This window comes from Endozoicomonas sp. ALC013 (genome assembly GCF_049310205.1).
Classification (GTDB): domain Bacteria; phylum Pseudomonadota; class Gammaproteobacteria; order Pseudomonadales; family Endozoicomonadaceae; genus Endozoicomonas.
Genome location: NZ_JBLYNS010000001.1, coordinates 24,192 through 49,579, shown reverse-complemented (window position 1 = coordinate 49,579; position 25,388 = coordinate 24,192). Strand labels below are relative to the sequence as shown.

The 25,388-nt window shown below is 47.8% G+C and carries 21 protein-coding genes and 1 pseudogene; 8 read left to right on the top strand and 14 right to left on the bottom strand.

The genetic code is table 11. From position 1 onward, the window contains the following. The first annotated feature begins 106 nt into the window (after positions 1-106). The 6 genes from ACO6V1_RS00190 to ACO6V1_RS00165 all read left to right on the top strand — a co-directional run bounded on the left by ACO6V1_RS00190 (position 107) and on the right by ACO6V1_RS00165 (position 7,234). The gene (locus ACO6V1_RS00190; protein WP_422465359.1) at positions 107-2,092 is read left to right on the top strand and encodes an extracellular solute-binding protein; all 1,986 of its coding nucleotides are present in this window, start codon (positions 107-109) and stop codon (positions 2,090-2,092) included. A 12-nt stretch (positions 2,093-2,104) separates the two neighbouring features. Beyond that, positions 2,105-3,193 (top strand): microcin C ABC transporter permease YejB, encoded by a 1,089-nt coding sequence (locus ACO6V1_RS00185; RefSeq protein ID WP_422465357.1) that lies wholly within the window; start codon positions 2,105-2,107, stop codon positions 3,191-3,193. A gap of 6 nt (positions 3,194-3,199) precedes the next feature. Beyond that, complete coding sequence (locus ACO6V1_RS00180; RefSeq protein WP_422465355.1) at positions 3,200-4,225, top strand: ABC transporter permease; 1,026 nt, start codon at positions 3,200-3,202, stop codon at positions 4,223-4,225. Positions 4,226-4,241: 16 nt separating this feature from the next. After that, on the top strand, positions 4,242-5,861 hold the full coding sequence (locus ACO6V1_RS00175; RefSeq protein WP_422465354.1) for an ABC transporter ATP-binding protein: 1,620 nt from the start codon (positions 4,242-4,244) through the stop codon (positions 5,859-5,861). A 405-nt stretch (positions 5,862-6,266) separates the two neighbouring features. Next, a complete protein-coding gene (locus ACO6V1_RS00170) occupies positions 6,267-6,590 on the top strand; it encodes a hypothetical protein (RefSeq protein ID WP_422444851.1) in 324 nt (107 codons plus the stop codon). A gap of 47 nt (positions 6,591-6,637) precedes the next feature. Beyond that, on the top strand, positions 6,638-7,234 hold the full coding sequence (locus ACO6V1_RS00165; RefSeq protein ID WP_422444849.1) for an RING finger domain-containing protein: 597 nt from the start codon (positions 6,638-6,640) through the stop codon (positions 7,232-7,234). Positions 7,235-7,275: 41 nt separating this feature from the next. Here ACO6V1_RS00165 and ACO6V1_RS00160 read toward each other — a convergent pair whose 3' ends face one another. Beyond that, positions 7,276-7,587 carry an RNA recognition motif domain-containing protein gene (locus ACO6V1_RS00160; protein ID WP_269674327.1) on the bottom strand — a complete coding sequence of 104 codons (312 nt, stop codon included), beginning with the start codon at positions 7,585-7,587 and terminating at the stop codon, positions 7,276-7,278. Positions 7,588-7,834: 247 nt separating this feature from the next. On the opposite strand from ACO6V1_RS00160, the gene ACO6V1_RS00155 reads away from it, so the two are divergent. Together ACO6V1_RS00155 and ACO6V1_RS00150 are read left to right on the top strand one after the other, a co-directional pair. Further along, the gene (locus ACO6V1_RS00155; RefSeq protein WP_422444847.1) at positions 7,835-11,002 is read left to right on the top strand and encodes a DUF1601 domain-containing protein; all 3,168 of its coding nucleotides are present in this window, start codon (positions 7,835-7,837) and stop codon (positions 11,000-11,002) included. A gap of 163 nt (positions 11,003-11,165) precedes the next feature. Next, the gene (locus tag ACO6V1_RS00150; RefSeq protein ID WP_422465353.1) at positions 11,166-11,642 is read left to right on the top strand and encodes a hypothetical protein; all 477 of its coding nucleotides are present in this window, start codon (positions 11,166-11,168) and stop codon (positions 11,640-11,642) included. Here ACO6V1_RS00150 and ACO6V1_RS00145 read toward each other — a convergent pair. The 13 genes and pseudogenes from ACO6V1_RS00145 to ACO6V1_RS00085 all read right to left on the bottom strand — a co-directional run bounded on the left by ACO6V1_RS00145 (position 11,564) and on the right by ACO6V1_RS00085 (position 25,083). Beyond that, positions 11,564-14,530, bottom strand: coding sequence for a Tn3 family transposase (locus tag ACO6V1_RS00145; RefSeq protein WP_422465352.1), 2,967 nt, complete (start codon positions 14,528-14,530; stop codon positions 11,564-11,566). The genes ACO6V1_RS00150 and ACO6V1_RS00145 overlap by 79 nt on opposite strands. Before the next feature lie 56 nt (positions 14,531-14,586). Beyond that, positions 14,587-15,186, bottom strand: coding sequence for a recombinase family protein (locus tag ACO6V1_RS00140; RefSeq protein ID WP_422465350.1), 600 nt, complete (start codon positions 15,184-15,186; stop codon positions 14,587-14,589). A gap of 348 nt (positions 15,187-15,534) precedes the next feature. Next, a pseudogene (locus tag ACO6V1_RS00135) lies at positions 15,535-15,795 on the bottom strand (transposase); the annotation flags it as partial. Between the two features lie 100 nt (positions 15,796-15,895). Next, positions 15,896-16,792, bottom strand: coding sequence for a DMT family transporter (locus tag ACO6V1_RS00130; protein WP_422444841.1), 897 nt, complete (start codon positions 16,790-16,792; stop codon positions 15,896-15,898). Next, positions 16,789-17,115, bottom strand: a complete 327-nt coding sequence (locus ACO6V1_RS00125; protein WP_422444839.1) for a hypothetical protein — start codon at positions 17,113-17,115, stop codon at positions 16,789-16,791. The genes ACO6V1_RS00130 and ACO6V1_RS00125 overlap by 4 nt, the downstream gene beginning before the upstream one ends. A 77-nt stretch (positions 17,116-17,192) precedes the next feature. Further along, the gene (locus tag ACO6V1_RS00120) at positions 17,193-18,302 is read right to left on the bottom strand and encodes an iron-containing redox enzyme family protein (protein WP_422444837.1); all 1,110 of its coding nucleotides are present in this window, start codon (positions 18,300-18,302) and stop codon (positions 17,193-17,195) included. Between the two features lie 29 nt (positions 18,303-18,331). Beyond that, on the bottom strand, positions 18,332-19,369 hold the full coding sequence (locus tag ACO6V1_RS00115; RefSeq protein ID WP_422444835.1) for a hypothetical protein: 1,038 nt from the start codon (positions 19,367-19,369) through the stop codon (positions 18,332-18,334). Positions 19,370-19,373: 4 nt separating this feature from the next. Beyond that, positions 19,374-20,573, bottom strand: coding sequence for a cytochrome P450 (locus ACO6V1_RS00110; RefSeq protein ID WP_422444833.1), 1,200 nt, complete (start codon positions 20,571-20,573; stop codon positions 19,374-19,376). A gap of 13 nt (positions 20,574-20,586) precedes the next feature. Next, positions 20,587-21,711, bottom strand: coding sequence for an acyl-CoA dehydrogenase family protein (locus ACO6V1_RS00105; RefSeq protein WP_422444831.1), 1,125 nt, complete (start codon positions 21,709-21,711; stop codon positions 20,587-20,589). Then, positions 21,708-22,916: an acyl-CoA dehydrogenase family protein gene (locus ACO6V1_RS00100; RefSeq protein WP_422465348.1), complete on the bottom strand. Its 1,209-nt coding sequence runs from the start codon at positions 22,914-22,916 to the stop codon at positions 21,708-21,710. The genes ACO6V1_RS00105 and ACO6V1_RS00100 overlap by 4 nt, the downstream gene beginning before the upstream one ends. Continuing rightward, a complete protein-coding gene (locus ACO6V1_RS00095; RefSeq protein ID WP_422444825.1) occupies positions 22,909-24,474 on the bottom strand; it encodes an amino acid adenylation domain-containing protein in 1,566 nt (521 codons plus the stop codon). Before ACO6V1_RS00095 ends, ACO6V1_RS00100 begins: the two co-directional genes overlap by 8 nt. A gap of 12 nt (positions 24,475-24,486) precedes the next feature. After that, a complete protein-coding gene (locus tag ACO6V1_RS00090; RefSeq protein WP_422444823.1) occupies positions 24,487-24,750 on the bottom strand; it encodes an acyl carrier protein in 264 nt (87 codons plus the stop codon). A 60-nt stretch (positions 24,751-24,810) separates the two neighbouring features. After that, positions 24,811-25,083, bottom strand: coding sequence for an indolepyruvate ferredoxin oxidoreductase subunit alpha (locus ACO6V1_RS00085; protein ID WP_422444821.1), 273 nt, complete (start codon positions 25,081-25,083; stop codon positions 24,811-24,813). Positions 25,084-25,388 lie beyond the last annotated feature (305 nt).

Below are 25,388 nucleotides of genomic sequence, written 5' to 3'. Positions count from 1 at the left end.
TGACGGGTACTTAACAACCATCCATGATTCAGTCTATATTAGAACGATTACTTATATACAAGACTTCGCAAAGATTTTTAAACACTAACGGTTGCTTATGATGGTCATGAATTCTGGTTATCTTACACTTGCAGCGCTGACCCTTGGGGTGACTCTCTCTTATTCCAGCGGGTCATCAGCCACTGCCTCTGGAAATACCACCGGGTCTGAGCACGAGGTCATCGCTAAAACGTCACTGGTGCTGCACGGTGAAGCGAAATATGGCAGCAAGCCCTTTACGCACTTTGATTATGTCAATCCGGAGGCCCCCAAAGGCGGCAGTATTCGTATGGCTGCCAGTGGTACCTTTGACAGCCTCAATCCATACACCAACAAAGGAACCCCGGTTAGCGGTATCGCGCTTATTTATGACACATTGATGACCCAGAGCCGTGATGAGCCTTTCTCCCTCTATACACTCATCGCCGAGTCCGCAGAAAAAGCCCCTGATAACAGTAGCATTACCTTTAACCTGAACCCCGACGCCCGTTTCCATGATGGTAAGCCCATCACAGCTGACGATGTAAAATACACCTTTGAACTGCTGACCCGTCAGGGGCACCCTTTCTACCGCAGTTACTATTCCGATGTGGACACCGTCACCGTGCTTGCTGATCGTCGGGTCAAATTCACATTCAAACATAGCAATAACCCTGAACTGCCTTTTATTCTGTCAGAGCTGCCTGTGCTCCCTAAACATCACTGGGAACTGGATGAAAATGATTTTTCCTCTGCCTCACTGCAAATCCCCCTTGGTAGTGGCCCCTATCAGGTTAAGAGTGTTGATGGCGGCCGGAGCATTGCCTATCAGCGGGTCAAGGATTACTGGGCCAAAGATTTACCCGTTAACAGGGGCCGATATAATTTTGATGAGGTCAGTTACGACTACTACCGGGACGAACATGTTGCCCTGCAGGCACTGAAAGCGGGCGAATATGACCTGCGCTATGAAAATATTGCCAAAAACTGGGCCACGGCCTACGACGTGCCCCCGGTTCACAACGGCGAACTGATTCTGGCCACCATCCCTACCCGAAACCCTGCGCCTATCCAGGGCTTTGCCTTCAACCTGCGACGGGACTTCCTGCAGGATCCCCTGGTCCGAAAAGCCATGGGCTATGCCATGGATTTCGAATGGCTGAATCGTAACCTTTTCCATGACAGCTACCTTCGTTCGACGAGCTATTTTGGCAATTCAGGCATGGAAGCCACCGGCATTCCTGAGGGGGATGAACTGAAACTCCTTGAGCCCTGGCGCAAGCAGTTACCGGCAGAACTCTTTACCACACCCTATAGCGTTCCGGTGACTAATGGTTCCGGCAATATCCGGCCGCAACTGAAAAAAGCACTGCGGCTATTGAAAAAAGCAGGGTGGACCCTTGAGAACAACAAGCTGGTCAATAACAATGGCCAACCCCTGGAGGTTGAGTTACTGCTCGGACAACCCTCTCTTGAGCGGGTAGCGCTGCCTTTCAAGAAAAATCTGGAACAAATGGGTATTGAACTGAAGATCCGAACCGTTGATATCTCCCAATACATCAACCGTATTCGTGACTTTGACTATGACATGATCGTTGCCGGCTATGGCCAATCGGCCTCTCCGGGTAATGAGCAGACGGGGTTCTGGGGCAGTAAAGCGGCAGACACCAAAGGCAGCCGTAACTACATGGGAATCAAAGATCCGGTAGTGGATGCCATGATTGACCATGTGATTGATGCCACCAGCAGAGAGGAGCTTACCACTGCAGTAAAAGCGCTGGACCGGGTGCTGTTGTGGGGTGAGTACCTGATTCCCCAGTGGTACTACCCTTATGACCGAATCGCCCATTCCAGCCGATTAATCAGACCAGAATCAGAACCTTTGTACAGTACCGACATTTATACCTGGTGGATCGACAGTCAACCGGATGCAACAACCCATTCATCCCGGAACAATGGCGATGCCAGCGACCCCGCCGGTAACGCTGAAAACGACCGTTCATGGTTATACTCAGCACTGATATTGCTGGGCCTTATTCCTGTCTGGATTTATCGCCGCAGAAAAAACCGTTAACAGGAACCCTCCATGAGCAGCTATATTTTGCGCCGACTTGCCCTGATGATCCCGACCCTGTTCGGGATCATGCTGGTGAACTTTGTTATCATTCAGGCCGCCCCCGGTGGCCCGGTGGAACAGATGATTGCCAAACTTGAGGGTTTTGAAGTCAATGCCATCAGCCGAATCGGAGGCTCCGGTAATGCCGAAATCCAACAGATGAGCCTGGATGAGAGCGGCGAATATCGCGGACGCAGAGGTCTTGACCCGGAACTGATCAAAGATATCGAGCAACTGTACGGCTTTGATAAGCCAGCCCATGAGCGGTTTGTGCAGATGATCAAAAACTACCTGACCTTTGATTTTGGCGACTCGTTCTTCCGCGATGCCAAAGTGGTCGACCTGATTAAGGAGAAGCTGCCGGTCTCTATTTCACTGGGCCTCTGGAGCACCCTGATCATCTACCTGATCTCCATTCCGCTGGGTATTCGCAAGGCATTAAAACACGGCAGCCGGTTCGATATCTGGTCAAGCGCTGTGATCACCACGGGTTATGCGATTCCAAGCTTTCTTCTGGCCATTCTGTTAATCGTGCTGTTTGCCGGAGGCAGTTACTGGAACGTTTTCCCACTACGAGGGCTGGTATCGGACAACTTCGAGGAATTAAGTTTTATGGGTCAGATACAGGACTATATCTGGCACATGATACTGCCCATTATCTGTATGGTCATCAGTGGTTTTGCCACACTGACCATGCTGACCAAAAATTCATTCCTGGATGAAATCCATAAACAGTATGTGCAAACCGCAAGGGCCAAAGGACTGGATGACCGTAAAGTCCTGTACGGCCATATCTTCCGTAATGCCATGTTGCTGGTGATTTCCGGCTTCCCTGCGGCATTAATTGGCATCCTGTTTACCAGCTCCTTGCTGATTGAAATCATTTTTTCTCTGGATGGGCTCGGACTGCTTGGCTATGAAGCGGCCATCAACCGGGATTATCCCGTGGTGTTTGGCTCTCTTTATATCTTTACCCTGCTGGGTATGCTGATCAAACTCCTCGGCGATCTCACCTATGTCGTCGTGGACCCCCGTATCGATTTCGAAGCCAGGGACTGACGTGGAATGACAAGGTTCAAACTTAATCCGCTCAACCAGCGCCGCTGGCAGAATTTCAAGCAGAATCGCCGAGGCTATATTTCGCTCTGGCTATTCAGCATTCTCTTCGTCATAACCCTGCTGGCAGAGGTGGTGGCTAACGATAAGCCGCTGCTGCTCTGGTACGATGGCAGCCCCTATTTCCCGACCCTGGTCACCTATCCGGAAACCACCTTTGGCGGAGAGTTTGAACTGGAAATGGACTACCGACAGGAATTTGCCAAAGAACTGATCGAGCCCAAAGGATGGATGCTCTGGCCGCCCATTCGCTACAGTTACGACACCATAAATTACGCCCGTATTGCCCCCGCCCCCCCTTCCCTTGAAAACTGGCTGGGCACCGATGACCAGGGGCGTGATGTACTGGCACGGGTGATTTACGGCTTCCGCATTTCGGTACTTTTCGGTTTGGCGCTGACCTTTTTCAGTACCATCATTGGTGTTGCGGTTGGCGCTCTGCAGGGCTTTTACGGCGGAAAAATCGATTTATTCGGACAGCGTTTTATTGAAATCTGGTCGGGCATGCCCAATCTCTACCTGTTGATCATCCTTGCCAGTTTTGTCGAGCCGGGGTTCTGGTGGCTGCTGGGTATTATGCTGTTATTCCAGTGGATGGCACTGGTGGATGTGGTGCGTGCCGAGTTTCTTCGGGGCAGAAACCTGGAGTATGTTCGGGCCGCGAGGGCCCTGGGGATGACCAACGGGCGTCTGATGTTCCGCCATATTTTACCCAATGCCATGATCGCCACGGTCACGTTTATGCCATTTATTCTGACCGGAGCCATTACCACCCTGACCTCCCTTGATTTCCTGGGTTTCGGCCTGCCAGCTGGCTCCCCTTCTCTTGGTGAGTTGATTGCCCAGGGCAAAAACAACCTTCAGGCACCCTGGCTGGGAATTACCGCGTTCCTGGTCATGTCGATTATGCTGACGTTACTGGTGTTTATTGGTGAAGCGTGCCGGGATGCGTTGGACCCGAGAAAATACTATTAAAGAGAACCGAACATTTATGGATAAGCCATTATTGGCCATTAACAATCTCCGGATTGGTTTTCAACAGGGTGAGCACCGTGTTGAAGCCGTTAGAGGTGTGTCGTTCTCTGTCAATGCCGGAGAAACCGTTGGCCTGGTTGGAGAGTCCGGATCCGGCAAGTCCATCACTGCCCTGAGCATTCTGCAGCTGCTTCCCGAAAACGCCCATTGCTCTGGCGAAATAGCATTTGCCGATGAGGCCCTGCTGGATTTGTCCAAATCACAAATGCGCAAAATTCGTGGCCATAAGATCAGTATGATCTTTCAGGAGCCGATGACAGCGCTTAATCCACTGCATACCATTGAAAAGCAGATAGGTGAAGTACTGGCTATACACCTTGGCCTGCAAAACACAGAAGCAACGGCAAAGACACTGGAACTGCTGGAACTGGTGGGCATCCGTGATGCCAGAAACCGTTTAAAGGCCTACCCCCATGAGCTGTCCGGTGGACAGCGACAACGGGCCATGATTGCCATGGCCCTCGCCTGTGAACCCACACTGCTGATTGCCGATGAACCAACCACCGCTCTGGATGTAACCGTGCAACGACAAATTCTCAGTCTGCTGGCGGACCTTCAGCAGAAACTGGGTATGGCCATTCTCTTTATCAGTCACGACCTTAATCTGATACGCCATGTGTCGGATCGAATCTGCGTGATGAAAAACGGTGAGATTGTTGAGCAGGGCGTCACCGAATCCGTGTTCACAGCGCCCCAACACCCCTACACCATCGACCTGCTCAATGCCGAACCTGACGGAGAACCTGAACCACTGAACGAACACGCCATGCCGCTGGTCAATGGCGAAAAGATCAAAGTCTGGTTCCCGATCAAAAAAGGTTTTTTCAAAAAAACCGTAGGCCATGTGAAGGCGGTCACTGATTTATCGCTCACCATTCACCAGGGCGAAACCCTGGGCATTGTTGGTGAGTCTGGTTCCGGTAAAACAACCCTGGGCATGGCACTGTTGAAACTGCAGACATCAGAGGGCCTGATCAGGTTTGAAGATACCCGTATCGACACGATGAACCAGGACCAGTTCCGGCCACTGCGACGGGAAATGCAGATCGTGTTTCAGGATCCCTTTGGCAGTCTCAGCCCACGCATGACGGTTGCTGATATTGTTGGTGAAGGCCTAGATATTCATAAACTGGCCACCGAAACTAATCGTGAAGAACAGATCATCGCAGCATTGAACGATGTTGGCCTTGACCCGGAGTGTCGTCACCGTTACCCCCATGAGTTTTCCGGTGGCCAGCGCCAGCGTATCTCCATTGCCAGGGCTCTGGTGCTGAAACCCAGGCTGATGGTGCTGGACGAACCAACGTCAGCGCTGGACAGAACCGTTCAATCCCAGATCATCGATTTACTGCGCAACCTGCAAAAAAAATACCACCTCAGTTACATTTTTATCAGCCACGACCTGGCGGTGGTGAAAGCCATGAGTCATCGAATTGTCGTGATGCAGGGGGGAAAGATTGTCGAACAGGGAACTACCCGTCAGATTTTTAACCAGCCTGTAGAAGCCTATACGCGAGAGTTAATCAGTGCTGCTTTTGAATCACAGAAAAGCGCTCAGGAGGCTGACCGAGAATAGACTTCCCTGTTTATTGGCCGAATTTTAGCGGGCACCCTTCACAAGAGTACTCTTCATAGTTCCCGGACCCCATAGGGAACCAAAACCAGATACAGATGTCAGCAGATACCATCAGATGTCAGAAATTGAAACAGTGAGTTTTTTTATATGGGTGTTACAGACGGCGTTGACTGTTTAATCTGTCACGATTCAGCACAATGCAGCCCCTTCAAACTAACGTGTAGACATACTTTTGGCAGATCGTGCATGCAGAGATGGATGGCAAGTTCTGGCCAGAGAAACTGCCTGATATGTACAAGACAATTAACTGATGATGAAGTAGAACAGATAAACTATATCCCGTTGTATGACCGAGTGGTAAATATTTCGATAAAAGCTATCCCAATCTTTGGCAGAACTGCTTCAATGTATCTCGGTAGTTTGTACGCAGGCTTTGCCGCTGGCGTGGTTCTTAACGGGTCCTTGAATCCTGCCTCATTGATTGCAATTGCTGCAAATACTGCCGTGTTTATTCCTGTGGCTGCTATCGGGGCTCTCGGGGCTGCTGCTGATGCCCCCATAGGTTTTGTTACTGCTGCCGGGGCTGCTGCCGGGGCTTGTGGTGGGGTTGCGTTTAATCATACTGCAGCTGCTTGTGGCGTGCTCAATCTTTCTGATACTGCGGTTTGTCTCGGGGGGGCTGCCATGGGAGCTGCCCTGGCTCATTTGGCGTATGAGGAAAGAGAGTGACCAGATAAAGATGTCAGCATTTGAGGATGAAACTGTGAGGCTTTCATATGGATGCTGTTGACGATGTTGCATGTTTAATATGTTATGATTCTGAAAAATGCAGCCCCTTCAAACTAACATGCGGACATGCCTTTGGTAGATCATGCATGCAGGGATGGATTGAAAGTTCTGGCCAAAAGAACTGTCTGTTATGTACAAAACAATTAACTGATGATGAAGTAAAACGGATAAAATGTATCCCATTGTATGACCGGGCAGTAAATATTTTGATAAAAGCTATCCCAATCTTTGGCAAAACTGCTCTGTATTATTTCAGCATCTCCGGTATCGGCACTGCCCTTAACGTAATTCGTGATGGTTTTTTTAAACCGTCCCAGGTTGTTGCCACTGCTGCGGCGGTTGCTACGTTTTTTCCCACTGCTACTATCGGGACTCTTGCAGCTGTTGCTGGTGTTCCCCTACGTTATGCCACAGCCGCCGGGGCTGCTGCCGGGGCTTGTACGGTGGCTATGGTTGATCAAGCTCGAGCTGCCGCCGCTCCTTATCCTTATCACGCAATGTTTCCTTCTGCTGCTGCGGTTTGTATCTGGGGGGCTGCCCTAGGATGTGTCGCAACTGGTATAGCATATTGCGCAAAAAAGTGAGCACATTTCCGCAAAGCTTAAAGCACTTTCAGATTAAACCTTTAGCGGTTAAAGTTGTTATTAAAAGACCTTGGTTGTCTTTTGGCTGAATCTCGCTGACCAGATTCCTTCTGTCGAGCGTCATTTACTCTTAATGGCCGCCCGGCTACTTCTTTGCCATCCATAGTTCTGGCGGCTTCAGCTTCCGTTTCTTTTTCAAAGGTGATGAATGCAAAGCCCCTTGAGCGCCCAGTCTCCCGATCCCTCATCAGTTTGATATCTTCAATGACACCAAATGATTCGAAAGCCTGTTCAAGGTCTTCTTCAACGGCGGTATACGCCAGGTTACCAATGTATAAAGTCCTTTTTTGCATGGAAAACTCTGGTTTTTCTCTAGGTTGAACGCAAGTCCTTGCGTAGAAAAGCAGTATCAACATCAAGATCAACAAAATGTAACAATCATCAGATTGTCATATCACACTGTTGTTGTCCACTTGCTTATCGGCAGATTCATGTTGATCATTAACGGATTCAGGAATTATAGACATTTCACTAAAATGAACTTATGAACAGAACAGCAGTCTGCTTTTTTATATTCTCATGAATTAATGAAATATAATTATGGACAGAAGCTCTGCTGGTATCAGTGGTAGATACGCAAGACCAGATAATGATTACAGACAACCGGATGACCATGCCGCTTCTTTAAGGCGTGGTCGGTATAGACATGCCACGGTCAGCCAGAGGGATAGTACCCCGCGCACTAAACCGTGGCGTCATAAATATTACCGTTCTTCTGCCGTATGCCCTTCTCAACACCTGCAGTGCCGTTCAGTAGACCCTGTTCAAGATTTCAATGACCTCATCAAACAGGAAAGAATGGCTGGTCTGTTGAGTAAATCGAATCGTTTCGGTCACCGCTATGATGGGAGAAATCACGGTCAATATGCCAGTTCAATAAAAAAATACACGTTAGCTGCTAAAAGACCGTTAAATCGAGCGGAACAAAGCCAGCTGATACGTTTGCTGCAAAATTTTATCGCAACCCGGAGTTGGAATTGGCGAAGCCTGACAACAACGCTTCATTCATTCACTTCAGCCGGTGTTTTTACCCTTCATAACCCCATGGATGAACGTATTAAACTTACTCAAGCCAACATATTGTCAACGCTATTTGATGCAATAAAATTTAACTGCAATCTGCAACCTGAATCCGGGGATATTGATACCCAGGAAATCGCCAACCTGCTGTGGGCCATGGCAAAACTGGTGGACAATGGGCAGGGACGAACACCAGGGCTCAAAGAGGCCGCGGCTGCGCTATTGCCCCACGTGAAAGCACAGACAGCTCAATTTAAACCACAGGAAATCGCCAACCTGCTATGGGCCATGGCGAAACTGGGGGACAACGGCCTGGAGTGGGTACCAGGGCTGAAAGAGGCCGTAACCGCGCTGTTGCCTCAGGTGAGCGAACAGAAAGACCAATTTATTCCTCAGCATATCGCCAACCTGTTGTGGGCCATGGCAAAACTGGTGGACAACGGGCTGGAGCAATCACCACGACTCAAAAAGTCCGTAGCCAAGCTGTTGCCACAGGTGAACGCACAGAAAGACCAATTTATTCCTCAGAACATCGCCAACCTGCTGTGGGCCATGGCGAAACTGGTGGACAACGGGCTGGAGCAATCATCAGGCCTCATAGAGGCCGTGGACGTTCTGTTGCCCCACGTGAACGCACAGAAAGCCAACTTTAAAACCCAGGAAATCGCCATACTACTGTGGGTCATGGCGAAACTGATGGACAACGGACCGGAGCGGAAACCAGAGCTCAACCAGGCCGTGGCCGTGCTGTTGCCTTTCGTGAACACACAGAAAGACCAATTTACTCCTAACCAGGTCGCCTGTCTGCTCTGGGCCATGGTGAAACTGCTGGACTATGGGCTGGAGCAGTCGCCAAGGCTCAGAGAAACCTTAGCCGCGCTGTTGCCCTGCGTGAACGCACAGAAAGACCAATTCAATGCCCATGGTATCAGCAACCTGCTGTGGGCCATGGCGAAACTCGTTGACAACGGCCACGAGCAGACACCAGAACTCAAAAAGACGGTGGCCGCACTTTTGCCCTGCGTAAACGCTCAGAAAGACCAACTTAATGCCCAGGGTATCAGCAACCTGCTGTGGGCCTTGGCAAAATTAGTGGATAACGGCCTGGAACAGACACCAGGGCTCAACGCGGCCTTGGCCAGGCTGTTGCCCCACGTGAACACACATAAAGCTCACTTTAAAACACAGGGGATCACCAACCTGCTGTGGGCCATGGCGAAACTGTTGGACAACGGGCTGGAGCTGACACCAGTGTTCAACGAGGCCCTGGCCGCGCTGTTGCCACACGTGAACGCACAGAAAGATCAATTTAATGCCCAGGGTATAGCCAACCTGTTGTGGGCCATGGCGAAACTGGTCGGCAGTGGGCAAGAGCGGACACCAGAACTCAACGAGGCCGTGGCCGTGCTGTTGCCCCATGTGAACACACAGAAAGACCAATTTATTCCTCAGCATATTGCCAACCTGCTGTGGTCCATGGCGAAACTGTTGGACAACGGGCAGGAGCGGACACCAGAGCTCAATGAGGCCGTGGCCGTGCTGTTGCCCCATGTGAACGCACAGAAAGACCAATTTACAGCTCAGCATATCGCCAACCTGCTGTGGGCAATGGCCAAACTTTTGGACAACAGGCAGGAGCAGACACCAGAGTTCAACGAAGCCGTGGCCGCGCTGTTGACCTGCGTGATCGCACAAAAGGCTAACCTTCACCCACTGGGTATTGCCAACCTGCTGTGGGCCATGGCAAAACTGGTGGACAACAAACAGGAGCCGAGATCAGTGCTCACAGAGGCCGTGGTCACGCTGATACCCTATGTAAACCAACAGAAAGATCAATTTATTCCCATGCATATTGCCAACCTGCTGTGGGCCATGGCAAAACTGGGTGAGCTTATCGAGCTGAACGTGTTTACCTCTACGTTTGAATCTCTTGTCCAGAGAATCAGTAACAACCCGACGCTCTCTCAGCAAGGGATATTGATATCTCTCTGGGGAGTAATGGTGTCCTGTGCCAGATTATCTTTGGTGGCCAGTGTCAATAAACAAGATGTGCTTGAAAAACATCTGGCTGTCCTGTTTTCTCGTCTGGAAAATACATCCCCGGATGATGAAGAGGATCAAACCATCATTTCCATGGCCGCCAAGTGGCTCGGGAAACCCTGCCCGTTCGTCCTCGATTACCAGACAACCAGGTCAAGACCTCAAGCCGAGTTCCGCGATAAACTCAAATCATCCATTCCCTCTTTGAAGATTGAAGAAGAAAAGTGTCTGAACTCATTACCTCCGGTTGATCTCTTACTGCCAGATCACAACATGGTTATCGAAATTCAGGGACCGGCTCATTACGTAAGTGGTGATTTCAAAACCAGGAATGGTTCGACTCTGCTGAAAATTGCGCTGCTGCAAAAAGCAGGATTTGAGGTTATTGAAATCCCGGTTAACGAGCTTTTGGACAAAAGGTTAATAAAACGACGTATTGAACAAATAAAGTCCAGAATACACATCCCGGTACACGGGCATGACGCTGTATCACTTAAAAGAGGGTGGACAGATAACGCATACGTTGCTGCCGATAAAGATTGGCACCCCTCAGATTACTGTTACTTAACCGCCGAAGAAAATTCACAAGAGCAAAGAGACCACCCAGAAAGTAAAAAGAAAAAACAACCAGTATACCAATTCAATTAAAAAATACACGTCAGCGTCTAAAAGACCGTTAAATCGAACTGAACAAAGCCAGCTGATATGTCTGCTGAAAAATTTTACCGCAACACGGCGTTGGAGTTGGCGAAGCCTGACGACAACATTTCATTCATTGACTTCAGCAGGTGTTTTTACCCCTCATAAACCCATGGATGACCTGTTTCATCGCCTGCAAAATACATCTCCGGATAATGAAGAGGATCAATCCGTCATTGCCATGGCCGCCAGATGGCTTGGGAGACCTTGCCCGTTCGTCCTCCATTACCAGACAACCAGGTCAAAACCTCAAGCCGGGTTCCGGAATCAACTCCAATCACCCATTCCCTCTTTGAAGATTGAAGAAGGAAAGTGTCTGAATTCATTACCTCCGGTTGACCTGTTACTGCCAGATCACAACATGGTGATTGAAATTCAGGGACCGTCTCATTACGTGAGTGGTGATTACAAAACCAGGAATGGATCGACTCTGCTGAAAAAAGCAGGATTAGAGGTCATTGAAATCCCAGTCGGTACTTGGCCCGTAACCGAGACAAATCTTCATAAAATTCACGTAACTACATTGTTTTTATTAGGAAAAATATCAAATTCTAACGGTCGTACCTTTTGGTGCAGATCCAGCCGGTAATCCCCCAGAAGATTGATGTGATGGTCACGGTACGGTGAGAGGCGGCTCAGCATTTCATCCGTGATTTCATGCCCTTCTTTTCGTAGTTCAGTCAATGTGCGACTCAGAGTTTCGACTGTGTGAAGTATGACCATATTGGCAGTCAGGTGATTGTATTTGATGATTTTTTCCTGCTGGCTCCGGTCATTCTCCCTTATGACGCCTTTGTTACCAAAGAACAGTAACGCAGAGAAGTCATTGAACTTTTCGCTTTTGTTGGTTGCGGCGTTAATCATTCTCCGCATTCCTGTGTCCTGAATGTACTCCAGAAGGAAAAGAGTTCTTACAGCCCGGCCCAGCTCTCTGAACCCATAGTACACAGAGTTTTTTCGGCTTTTGCTGTTGAGCCGTTTGATGATGGTCGATGCTGAGATCTTTCCGGCTTTGATGGACATGGCAATTCGCAGCATATCATCCCAGCAAGCCTCAATCCGTTCCCATTTCAGAGTTTCCCGGAACAAAGGACCAAGGTTATCAACCTTTAGCCCAGCCTCAGGGCGATAAAATATCAGCCTTTTTATGTTCTTGATGCGGGGCATCAGCTTTATTCCCAGCAGATGTGCCAAACCAAATACTGCAAGGCTTTGCCCGTGGGTATCGGCATGCAATGTGTCTGGTTGTATATCTGACTGGTTCTCTAACAGGGCGTCCAGGATATAAATCGCTTCATAGACTCCACAGGGGATGAAGCGGCTGAATAAGGCAATGTAGGTATCAGAGACGTGGTAATACCCGATGCCGCCGTATCCTCCATATCGAACATGGTATTCTGATAACAGGTTATTTTCATACAGATCCCATTTTGTACCATCCGCTGAGGCACTCTTCCCTGTTCCCCAGTAGCCGGGTAAAGAAAACTTGTTGTAGGCGTTAATCACCTCTTTAATGCATTGGCTCAGGCCTTCTTCTGAACTATATTTCAGGTTCATACGGGCAATCTGTTTGCGGCTGACTCCTTTTACTGATCGTGATAGCTGAGCCGATCCCAGGTTGCAGCCATAGCAGAGTAGAGCCAGTACAAAGCGTTCCTCAAGGTTGTCGATACGGCTTTGCTGCCCTGATAGCGGTCGCCAGTGCCTGCTTAAATTGAGCCATTGCTCTGTTTCTGTCAGTAAATCAAGAATATTGATTGATGCTGTCCGTTCTTGAATCAGCGTTTCAAGAGCCTCCAGTTCAGCGGGTTTCTCTTCGGCACGAATAGGAGAGATGACCAGTTCGCCACCCTTTATCTTTGCCTGAGTATTACTTGGAAAAGCCATATCCGTCTTTTGACATACAGCTTTCAGGCGCTGTCTCAGATCCTGACAGAAGGCGACTTTATCAGTAGGGAAACCGACCATATCACAGTAGTCAGCCACGCCGTCCCGGTACTCATCATCACTGATGAGCTGCAGACGCTGGTCACTGAATTCGGTACTGTTTTCAATAAAAAGATCTGCACATTGCAGGCCTTCAGCAACAAGAGTCAGGAGGCATAGCTCCAGATAAAGCCGGTGTACCTTTACGACTTGTTTTGTCTTTTTATCGGTGCCGGTAACCAGCCTCCACCACTTTCTGGCCGGTATCCAGTCCCAACTGATTTGTGTATCACTCATATCCAGCCAGGTTTTGCGTGACTTCTGGTGCTTGTTGACAAAATGCCATGCCTGTATCAGTCGATAGTCATTACAGGCCGTCCTCATAGTGAATAACGACATTGCGGTAAGCAGGCTGGCTCGATGGTATCTGTAAGAAGGAATGGTGAAAGGCAGGTAGTTGCCATCAGAGTATTCCAGCAGTTCACTGCAAGCTTTGATGACTTCCTGAGGTTTGTTTTTCAGGGCTTGGCCAATGGATTCAAGAGTAGGGTCTGGGCTTGTGCTTTCCTGCTGGTAAGCCTGACTGACCGCTTTTAGCTGGGCAATGAGCTTTTCCTGTTGCTTCGTCTTGCCTTTCTGCCACTCCTGCAGTTTGGTCTGTGCCCTGTTATGAATGCTCCGAAGCAATTTCAAAAAAATACTGGCAATGTCATCGAGTACCTGGGCGTGCCGGTAGCGCAACAGCAAAGCAAGCAGTAAAGCCTGTTTCTCCGGTTTTATGCTTTCCATATCTGATCGATTCTGGGCGCAAGCTTCAAGCTCCAATGCCCGGCACTTTTCAGGTGTCATTTCCGGCAGGACAGGAAGGTTTTTCCGAATATCCTGGTACCATTGCAGTTGATTGAGAAGCACGGAAGCACTATTGCGACTCACTTTTCTATTGATGGGCTTAAGTCGATCCCAGGATTCCTGTTCCAGCAATTCGGTTAGCTGCTTTTTACCTTTCGCTGAAAGCTTCTGCCAATAGCTTAAGTAGAGGTTGCTGTTGAACTTATGTCGGGCACTGATAGCCATTTTGTTCAGTGTTGAAAAGCCCGGGAGTTCACACCGGTCTTTCAACAGAAGCTCAATGACTTCATTGATCATATCCTGCTGGTAGTGGCGTGTTTCAGTAGATGTTGCCATAGCCTGTTCTGCTAGATCAGTATCAAATGGCCTTACGCCCAAATATTGCCTGATCTGCTTGATGTAAAACGACCGACGAGAGCTGTGAGCATCACGTCTGACGGATTCAACGGTAGATCGATTACGCAATGTCTTACCATAGTACTGTATAAAACCAGCTGGTATATCTTTGAAGGCAATGTGATACCCCAGATGCTGGAACATTTTAAGATGGATCAACAATACATGTCGGTGCAGAGACTTGGTAACGACCTGCTTAATCCATTTCAGCTCGTCCGGGGAGGGCTCCCAAATAGACCCCTTCAAGTCTTTGAAGGTCGTTCTCGAACGCAACCGGGGATAGGCGGTTTCATGAATTGCAACCATTTGTACTTCGTCTTATTATTAATTTCTTATTAATGCTCGGACTGAAAAAGTTTCCTTCAGTCAACTTTTCCGGCTATGGGAACTCCCCGATACCGCAAATAGGAATAAAGTGTCGATTTGCAAATGCCCAGATGAGACGCAATCTCATCAACGGTTAATTGCCCCTCTTTATATAGAGTCTCTGCAGCACAAGCGATCTTCTGCGCCCGCTCGGGTAGCCCCTTAGGCCGACCACCTCTGCGACCACGCAGCCGTGCAGACTCTAGGCCGATGCGGGTGCGTTCCCTGATAATCTCTCGTTCAAATTCAGCCAGTGCCGCAAATAGATTAAAGCTTAACCTTCCCTGTGGCGTCGAAGTATCCACGGGATCATTGAGGCTAATCAGGCCGATTTGCTGCTCAATCAGCTCGCTGGCCAGAGAGACAAGATGTTGGAGTGATCGTCCCAGTCGGTCCAATTTGCAAATGACCAGCATGTCACCAGGCCGGATTGCTTTCATAAGATCTTCAAGACCGGGTCGGTCTGATTTTGCTCCGCTGGCAACATCCTGAAAAATTTTCTCGCAACCAGCTTTTCTCAGCGCATCAATTTGCGAATTCAGATTCTGATCTGAAGTACTAATACGAGCGTAGCCAATTTTCATGCTATCGGTCAAAGTCGTCTGCTGATCTCAACACTAAAGAAGAAAAGTAGACGATAAAAAGTTAGACGGCAAAATTGCACGATTTGGTGGGAGGTACAGAGGTTGGTCGAACCTCCGTACCACGGTCTGAAAAAACGACCGTTAAAATGAACTAACCCATAAAGGAGATTCAAATGGTGCTTTATGGGGGTTTGCGCCCCCCCTTTTAATTAGCAATTTGCAGGCCAAAACCCGATACTCCAGAATGAGTGTTCATTGTTACCAGAATACGCACGAGGTAGACCACCAATAGGCGGACGGCCGCTCCCTTCAGCGTAAAAAGCAGTGTAGCTGTTCAAAGAGTTTCTATTTCACAGGGAAGAGATGAATCCCGTTGGGAGTTTTTAGGATTTCAAGCTCCTCTGCTTGCTCAGCTAACTGCCGCTTGATTTCGGTAGCTAATGCAGACTCTCGTTCACTGACTGTCTTTTTGCGGTTGGCAGCGGTACGCCATGTATAAAGTTGAGATTCTTTCAGGCCAAGCTCTTTTGCAGCAAAGGGCGCACCTGTTTTCTCAGCCAGTTTCAATGCTTCAGCTTTGAATTCAGGAAAATGAAATTTTCTTTTTTTCTTGGTATTCATTGGTCACCTCACAGAGTGATTTTAGTCTCTTATGAAGGTGTCCATAACTACTGCTTAACATCACTATTGAGTCAACATGCATAAGTGGTCAGCGGGAATTTCAGGTGAACCATTTAAACTGATGTCCCAACAGTGCAACAGAGCACAATATCACGCCTCCCCATTGCATCCCTACGGGTAACTCGCCAAGAATAGGGATAGCCAATATTGCCGTCACCACCGGCACGAATGCCATAAACAGACTGCTTGTCATCGGCCCAAGCACTTTTATCGCATATGAAAAAAGCAGTAGCCCTCCCAAACTGACAACAACACCCTGATAAAGCATTTGAAACCCAATTTCGCCAATGCTCGCGTGAATTAATTGCGAGGGCATGAATACCCATAGCGGAATAAACAGTAGCGTGTTCGACCAAGGTACCCACACAATAATATCACTCAACGCCACTTTCCAGACTTTTACCGCCAACATATAAATTGCTAAAACCCATGCTGCACTAAACAGCAAAACAACACCACCTGCATAAAACTCAGTTTCATGTGTGTTGTACCACAGTAGAGCGTTTGCAATCGCCAGCAAGACAACTGTAACAGCCATAGCCAGCGAGGGCTTTTCTTTCAGTAATATCCAACAAAGAATGCCGCTTACAATAGGCAAAGAACCGTTAACGATCACACCTGCATAAGCTGCGGGATTCAATGCTAAGCCATAGAAGCTTAGTAAGGTATAAGGAAATCCACACCCCAAGCCCACTATTAGCACGCGGTACATTTTTACGCGTTTCCATGGGTACCTGATCGCCAGTGGCAGCGTGCACAGCGCAGCTGTTCCAAACCGCAACAGCGTCATATCGGAGGCTGTCAGCGTTGATTGCAAACCTAATCTGGAAAACACAATCCACCCCGACCAGATAAGCATTACCGCCAAACCACTTAACACTGCTAACACAGTGGTTGACGCCGCCAACCTATTCCCAAAGATCTGCGAGAGACTCATAGCTTCGATTCCGGATAGTCTGCATTAGGCCAATAGGAAAAGATTTCGTCACGTTGCTGCTCGGCGGTAAATCTTTCCCACATAATGCCATTGCAGTCGTGTGATTCTGTCAGGTTTGGCGCGTTGGGATCCTCAAAACCAAGGTGCCGTAACTGCCCCGCTATCTCAGGCTTTTCATTGATAGAGAAATTCAATTGTGCAGTCCGCCACAAGGCGTACCTTCCCGGAACAACACATACTGGCTCTACGCCTAAACGATGAGTATATTCAGCAATGGATGCATTAAGCTCGGTGACTGCCAACGCGATATGAATAGGTTTCATGCTTACTCCTTAAGACTAATAAAAACGACGAAGTCTCAGCCGACTTGTAAAGCCCGCCAACATCATTCAACGGTAATCTAGGCTGTCGCCTGACCGATGTGGCGGGGAATGCCTTTGGTATCAAACTTTTCAAGCAACTGATCCAGATATCGCTGTGAGCTGTTCATCCGAATAAGCGCGCCAAGCGCTATTTCTCTACCTAACCGCGGGTCACGGTCGATAAGTGGGGCAATAACTTTATTAAGCCAAGCTTTCGCGTGGACGGTGTCAATGCCGATATGTAACTCGTGATAGACAATACCGACTTCCGGCAAACCGTTCCGCTTCCAAGCTTTAACGACGTGCTTGAATCGACGCGGAGCAAGGTACTCTGTCACCCCAAAATAACCAATTGCTTTATAGTAGTGCCGCCGAGACAGCGCTAAGCAAGCCGATAAATTACCCGAGATTCGGGCACCTGGCAGAATATGCTCACGAACATAACTCGGTGTGATAGATAAATCGTTCAAGGCTTGCGCGAACAAGCGACTGTGGACTTCGTGAAGGTTACCATTACCCATCTCATCCCAGTAGTTTTGAGCAATTTCTAGCTTTACATCCACCTGATTTCCAATTTGCATCAACGCAAGAATGTCATCAAATCGGGGGTCTAGCGTCGTCTCTTGAGCAAAATAGTAGGCAAGCTCATCCGGTCCGGCATGGTTAGAAAGGTACTCATTGTATACTGAGTGAACACTAGAGGGATGCTGACTGATCAAACGTTGCAACCACTTTACGTATTCAGCACCGTTTTTTGGGTACGCGTTGATCAGCTCTAAATCTATCAGCGTATGCTCTGCCGAGAGCATTGCGGCTTCAAGTTGCGCTGCCAAATCACGAATTAGCGGCTGTGTATCGGTGTTCAGGTTTTCGTAGCTAGGAACGACAAAGTCTTGGTTATATATCAGCTCAAGCGTTCGGTGAATCTCGGTCAACGCTGCCTGTTTCGATTCAGCGTCGTCTGGGTTTTGAAGTTTTTGTGCAATATCACACAGTTGTTTACCATACGCATAAAGTTGATGGCGGAAGCCAAAATTGGCATGCAAGCTCTGCCATACTTGCTCAGGCTGCTTTAGCAGTTCTGCTAACCATTCATCCAGTGGGCATTTAGCCAATTGGGAGATCATGTATTCGGTCTGCGTGTACATTCTCAATTAATTCCAATTTAATTAGAGGGTTAAACAAGCTCTGTGAGTGTTTTTATAGATTGCTGTACTAAGGCTGAAAGCTGATTTTCTCTCTCAACCACTTGATTCAATATGGTGAGCAATTGCTTGTCCGAGACAGCAACACTGACATCACGGCTTTTACATTGCATCTTGAACATTCGCCAAGCTTTTACACAGATAGACAGTGCTTCGAACACCTCTTGGGAATCAGGCAACACCCGTTGCCATGGCATTGGATCATATTCCCAACTTTCCAAAATTGCCGTGTAAGCAGTTTCTATCATTAAGGCCGTTGTGTAAGAATTATGTACTTGGGCATAAGTGCGCGGCATGCCTGCTTCAAGATCGTCTGAAAACTGTGAAAAATACGTATCAAATGCATCCGCATTCGCTTTTCGATGTGTGGCCCAATGAGTAATGGCGTTTACCACTCTCGTTTGATGGTTGGATAACAGCGTCATTGCCGACGTAATACTGTCATCCGGCAGGTAATAAAATGTGTCCTCTTTCTCATAGACATGGAACAGGTTTGAACGGATACTTTCAATAAACCAGTCACGGCGAAAAGCCATGACCAAAGTTTTAATACCCAAGTTATCAATGCCGTAATAATATTCGTCGTCCCAATCGATCACTGTTACTTTGTGACCATTAGTACGGTGTTCCTTGAGGTAAAACTCATCAAAATGCTCGTGATAGTAGCTATCAACACGGCAGATACAGTATCCCTGCTCTTCTACCGTAGATCGAATTTGTTGTTCCAAATCCCCAGTGATCGGAACGAGTTGCTTAGAAAGACCCATCTGATCAAACAGCACCTCATCCCGCTTGTGCTCCGAGTCCAGAGCATTGCGACAACTTAAACCACGCCATTGAGATTCAATGAAAGGCAATGCAGTCAGAGTCAACCACGGATAGTACAGTTCTTTAGGTAATATCTGAGCCAGAGAAACGACGTGACAATCATAGTAAACGCTGTTCAACGTTTGCCAAGATTTCCCTGTGATGCGGCTTTTATGCTGTGTGATTTCTTTCGTGGCGATCATACCGTTACTTCCACTGTAAATGTAATTGTGCAGGTGAGCGGAACGCCACACCTTCGATGGCTGGTGAGTAGCCCGATGCAAATGTAAGTTGGCGCGCATCGGCCAGAACTGCCTGAAGCACCTCGATGACTTCGCGGGTAGCCAGAAGACGACCCATGCACTGATGTTTCCCGCCGCCAAAACTGAAATGTCTTTTCACATTGGCTCGTAGCGGATTGAACTCGTTTGGATTATCAAATCGACTTTCATCCCGGTTAGCCGCAGCAAAGTTGATATTCAGCAGGGCTCCTTGTTCAAGTTCTACACCGAGCACAGAAACCGATTTTTTGCAGATTCTTACACTGGAGTGGATCGGTGGCTCAAAACGCATTACTTCCTCTACAAAAGCGGGCAGTAGAGCATGTTGTTCACGCAATCGCGCTTGCCATTCGGGATTTTGGGTAAGTAAGTACAGTGCGTTACCAATCAGCCGATTCGTCGTATCTATTGCAGCGGGAATCAATAGCCCAATCTGGCGAATAATTTCATCGTCACTAATCGAGGCACCATCTCGCTGGGCCTGAATCAAACCGCCGATAACACTGTTATCGGGTTCAGAGCGCTGCTGATCACATAATGTAATGACCATTTTTTTCAAAATTGTCATTGACGCTTTAGCAGCAACAAGGGTTTCGCGGTTTGCTACGTCTAAGTATCGAATTATCGGTAAAGTGAGCTCGAAAAACTCTCGGTAATCTTGTACAGGAATACCGATGATTTGCGACATCACTTTGGTGGGAATGTGGTTAGCAAATTCTCCAATAAAATCTCCGCCATTTTTCGCCCGAAGGGGAGCCAACTGCTCCTGAATAACGGGTCTAACAATATTTTCAACATAGTCATCATAACGAGCGGGAACAAAACTGCCATTGATGATAGAACGTAATCGCGTATGCTCCTCACCATCAACATCCATGACCGTGCGCCCAAACAGGATGCGGGATGCTCGGAATGGTGTATCCACGATGAAATCACGCTTAACCATGACATGGTGTAATGCGTCAGCGCTCAATACAAAGTACTGTCTGTGCCGCGGGGACCAGAAAACCGGGTGTTCTTTGCGAGCTGCGGCATAGTATGGATACGGGTTGCACTGAAAATCCTGATCTTGGAAATCTGGCAGATCGAATAACTCAATGTCTTTTTTATTGTTGTTATACATCATGGGAAAATGTCCTTCAGAGGTAGTCTCGTGCGATTACTCCAATCAGTGTTTCTTCACTACCGCCAGCCAGCCCCAGCCCCGGGGACTCACAATACGCGCGGGCGGCTGCGTGGCTTTCCATGTAACCGCGCCCACCACTCCACTGGAGAAATCGGTCAGCCGTTTGTACTAATAATCGGCTGCCATTGAGCTTGAGCATGGCGGTTTCTCGGGTGGCTGTTTTCCCAGCTTGGAGCACTTTTGCTAACTGCTCGGCCTGCGCTTGAAAACCCGCCCACTCAGCCCAAAGATGAGCATGATCAAAAGCTGCGGCCTGACGATCAATCAACGGCTTTCCAAACGTTTTCCGTTTTTTCAGTTCAGTTAACTGTTGTTCTAGGAGAAACTTCCCGTAACCCGCAATACGTGCAGAAATCAAAAGTCGCTCAAAGTCCAAGTGCTTGAGCAGCGTGATTAACCCTTGACCGGGTAGACCAATCATTGCATCCACGGGCAACTCAACATTGTTGAGATCGAACCCACCCAAGCATCCCTCATACCCCAATAAGTCATAGTGATCATGTCGGTCTACACCTGGGCTATTTAGAGGGACTAAAAACAGCGCATAGGATAAAGGTGAGCGCCCAGCTTGAATTCGCGCCAGCACTATCGCTAAATCAGCATCTGCACCATTGGTAATACTTGCCTTGTGCCCTGTCAGACTCCACCCTGATTCCGTTTTTTGAGCAAAGGTTTCAATGCCTTGAAGATCGCTTCCAGCGTTGCGCTCAGTCATAGCGAGCGCCAGCAGACATTCGCCAGTCAATGCTTTAGGTAGCCATGCCACTTGCTGCTGATTTGTGCCATATCGCTGAAGGAGTCGCCCCCCAATATCAAGGTGAGATGCCAAACACAGACCCAATCCACCAATGGGTTGCTGTGCAATACAATAGTGAAGATACAATTGTTGGCTAATGTCGTTGTTGCCCCATGGCGCAGGCCAACCTGACGTAAGAAGTTGGTGCTCATTCAAGGAGGTAATCAATTTACGGACTTGCGGTCGCGCATATTGTTGCCAATGCTCTAACTGCGCCAGTATCTGGCGCTGAAACCAAGCATCCAGCTTCTCTTTATATTGCCTATCCACGTCAAACATCATCGCTGCTCTCCTCGTATCGTTTGCGCAAATTTTTCGCTAGCGATCAAGCTGGTCAGCATCATTTCATCAGAGCCTGTCGAAATGGAAAATAAACGAGAATCGGTATATAACTGCGCCAGTTCGGATTGCTGTTGATAATGATTAACACCACCCGCATGAAGCGCAGTTCGAGCGACACGACGAACCAAGCGCGAAGAAAGCAATTTGCTGGCTGATGAAAGGCTTTCATACGGTAAACCTTCTGCCCATGCTTCTAGCGCCTGATAGGTCAACGCCCGACATTTTGCCCAGTCACTTTCCAGGTCAGCAATTTTGTGTTGCCAGCTGTCACGATCAATCAGCCTTTGATCAGCAACCAACCGCTCTTGCGTATGCGAGATCAATCTGTCTAGCCCACGCCGGGCTGCGGCATTGGCTCGAAGGGAAGACACGATCCTCTCTTGAACAAATTGCTGTAGCTGAATTACAAAACCTAGGCCCTGTGCGCCTAGCCTACAATCGTCATCTACCCATACATTGTCTAAATGAATATCAGCAACAGGACAGCCTTTATTACCCATAGTTGCTTGCTCAGGCCCAACGGACACACCTTTCAAGCTTGACGGCACAAGCAAGATCACCATATGAAATGGTGCTTTTTTTTCAGGGAGCCTTGCGAGAACAAAATGAACATCAGCGGCAGTCGCGAGCGAAATCATTGTCTTCGTACCGTTGAGCAGCCAGCCACCTTTGTGGCGCTGAGCTGTGCAGGAAATGTTACTAAAATCAGATCCCGCTGACGCTTCGGAAACGGCATGACTGAAGAGCAATTCCCCTCTAAGAGCTGGCTTTAAAAAGCGTTGCTGACAAGCGGTATTACCATGGGCCGCGATGACGGGGGCCACCATGTCATAATGAATTGTGAGCCCCATACCTACCGCTCCCGAAATGACATGACCAAGTCGCTCTGCAAACAATGCTTGAGACCAGAGCCCATCGTCTGTGCCGCCTTGTGCAACTGAGTACCTAAGCCCAGACAACCCCCTTTCATCAAGCAATCTTATGTAACCCTTAAAATCCAGGGAACCTCCTGCATTTAACGCGGCCTGACTACGTTCATTAATAAGGCTGAAGCAGTCACCCAGTTTTTTGCTAAGAGTTTTAAATCGGCTATCCAGCCAAAAAACAGGAGGGTGAATATCTTTTCCCCAGTAAACATCAGACATCACTCACCACCTCTGATGATTCGAGAGTCAAGGCATTAATATTAGTATTCTGACTTAACGTTAAAGCTTGGGAAGCGGCAATTTGACGCAAAAGCTTTGCATCCACCTTGCCCGAAGGTTTTAATGGAAACTCAGCGGCGGAAAACCAAAATTTAGGACGCATATACGGAGGCAAAAGGCTTTTGGCCGATTCAAATACCGCTGCCCATCGATCCGATGACGAATTCGTGTTCACGACAATGACTAAACACTCCCCTAATTGATCGTGTTTAATGTTGACTGCCACCGCATCACTGATCTCTTTCTGGTTTCGAAACGGTGTCGCTACATCATCAAGATGTATTCGATATCCCCTGACCTTAACTTGGTCGTCGCATCGACCAAGAAAGATAAGCTTTCCCTGATCATCACGCTCGACTAAATCACCAGTACGGTAATAGCGTGTGCCATTGACAACGACGATACGATTTTCATTAAGGTCTGGACGGTTGAGGTAGCCAGTCAAAAGCTGACTGCCTGCAATCCAAAGTTCACCTTGTTCTGATTCGCTGTCATTGCTCTCATCGATCAATACAGAGATACCCGCTAAGGGCGAGCCAATGGGGTAAGCCTCATATTTATCCACGTTTGCTGCGTTTATGGTAAACACTGTACAGACACATGTTGCTTCAGTCGGTCCATACCCATTTAAAATATGTACATTCGGTGCCACATCTATCCATTGCTGCATGGTTTTTGGATTAAGTACTTCCGCACCTGTCATGATGGTTTTTAATTGTGGCCAAGAACGCTGTTCAAAACCTGGCGTTGACGTTAAAACGGTTTGTGTCGAACCTACTCCGCAAAGATGCGTAATTTGTTCCTGCTCAATTAATTCGATTATCCGTAATGGCATGGGAAATTCGGGACTCAGCCAAACCGACGCTCCCTGATAGAGTGGAAGCAGCGTATCAACAACCGATACGTCAAAATACATCGCTGAGGTATTTAAACAACGAGAACGTTGTTCCACACCCATATAGACGTTAACCGCATTAAAGAAATCAATCATGGCACGATGACTTATTCGCACACCATTTGGGACGCCAGTAGAACCGGATGTATAAAGTACGTACGCATCATTTTCAGGACAAAAAGACCAGTCATCAACTTGATAGTTTTCCACATCCTCAACATGACACATATCTAAGATTGTATAGTTTTCGACTGTATCGCACAGCGGTTCAGCGGATGCATAAAGAATCAAGCTTGGCTTTGCATCTTTGACGATAGATAAAATGCGGTCTTTGGGAGATTTCGTATCTAAAGGGACATAAGCCGCACCTAAAGAGAGTGTCGCGAGAAGTGCAACTACGGCATCACAAGACTTTTGAATGTGAATAAGAACCCGATCACCGGGCAGTACTCCTCGAGCATTTAACGCCTTTGCCAGCGAAGATACTTTCTTGCCTAGTTCACAGTAGGAAAGCTTGCACCTACCGTCGTCAACGGCTAATCGATCACCGTGATAAGCTGCCCAATATTGAATGCGTTGGGGTAACGCTACTGCAGTAGACATCTTTATCTCCAACTACACCGTTCTGCTTTCAATAAGTTCAACAAGCGTTCCAAACGAGGCTAGTGCATCAATATCATCCATTGACTCACCAAAATTAACACCGAGCTCAGAACTGATTTGCACGGTAAGTGATACCGAATCAAGGCTATCTAAATTGTATTTAGTAATAAAATCATCACTATCACTAAGCTCTATCGTGTCAACTGGTAGTTTTTTAATATCCGCGATGATTTTCATCAAACTTTGCGCCGCAGAAGAAGTTGTAGACGTATTCATTTCAAGTCCCTCTAAAATTAAATAGATCGGTAAAAAACGGGTATTTATCAGTAGAGCGTGCTACACCAAAGGCTCTTGGCTTTCAGCAATGACTGGCAAGATCGTAGACTGCTCTAAATTCCACCCTAAACATTCGATTTCGTCGTCAGATAAGTCGGAATCTGCTTTTATCGCATCAATTGGACACTCAGGTTCACAAACACCACAATCAATACAAACTTCAGGGTTAATAACCAGAAAAGTTGGAGCTTGATGGAAAGCCTCAACAGGGCATACATCCACACAGTCAGTGAAACGACAATGAACGCAATCCTTTTTAACTACATAAGTCATCTTGCTCACTTTTTTTAAATAAACAATGAATGTGTATGACGCCTTACAGGTCTTTATACTTATAGATCTTGAAGCTACTGGATATGAGAGGTCTCATGGTTTTTCCCTGCTGGTCACACAATACCGCACTCTGGTTATCTCCCCTTCTTAGACATAAAGGTTTGATTGCATATCGATAAATAGCTATGTGCACTATACGTACATATACGTATACTTTCAAGATTAAAACATTAAATTCTTCTTGCTTTGATTTCATTTTTATGAAAATTAAAACGCATATTATTGAACTATGTAGTGCCTGTCCG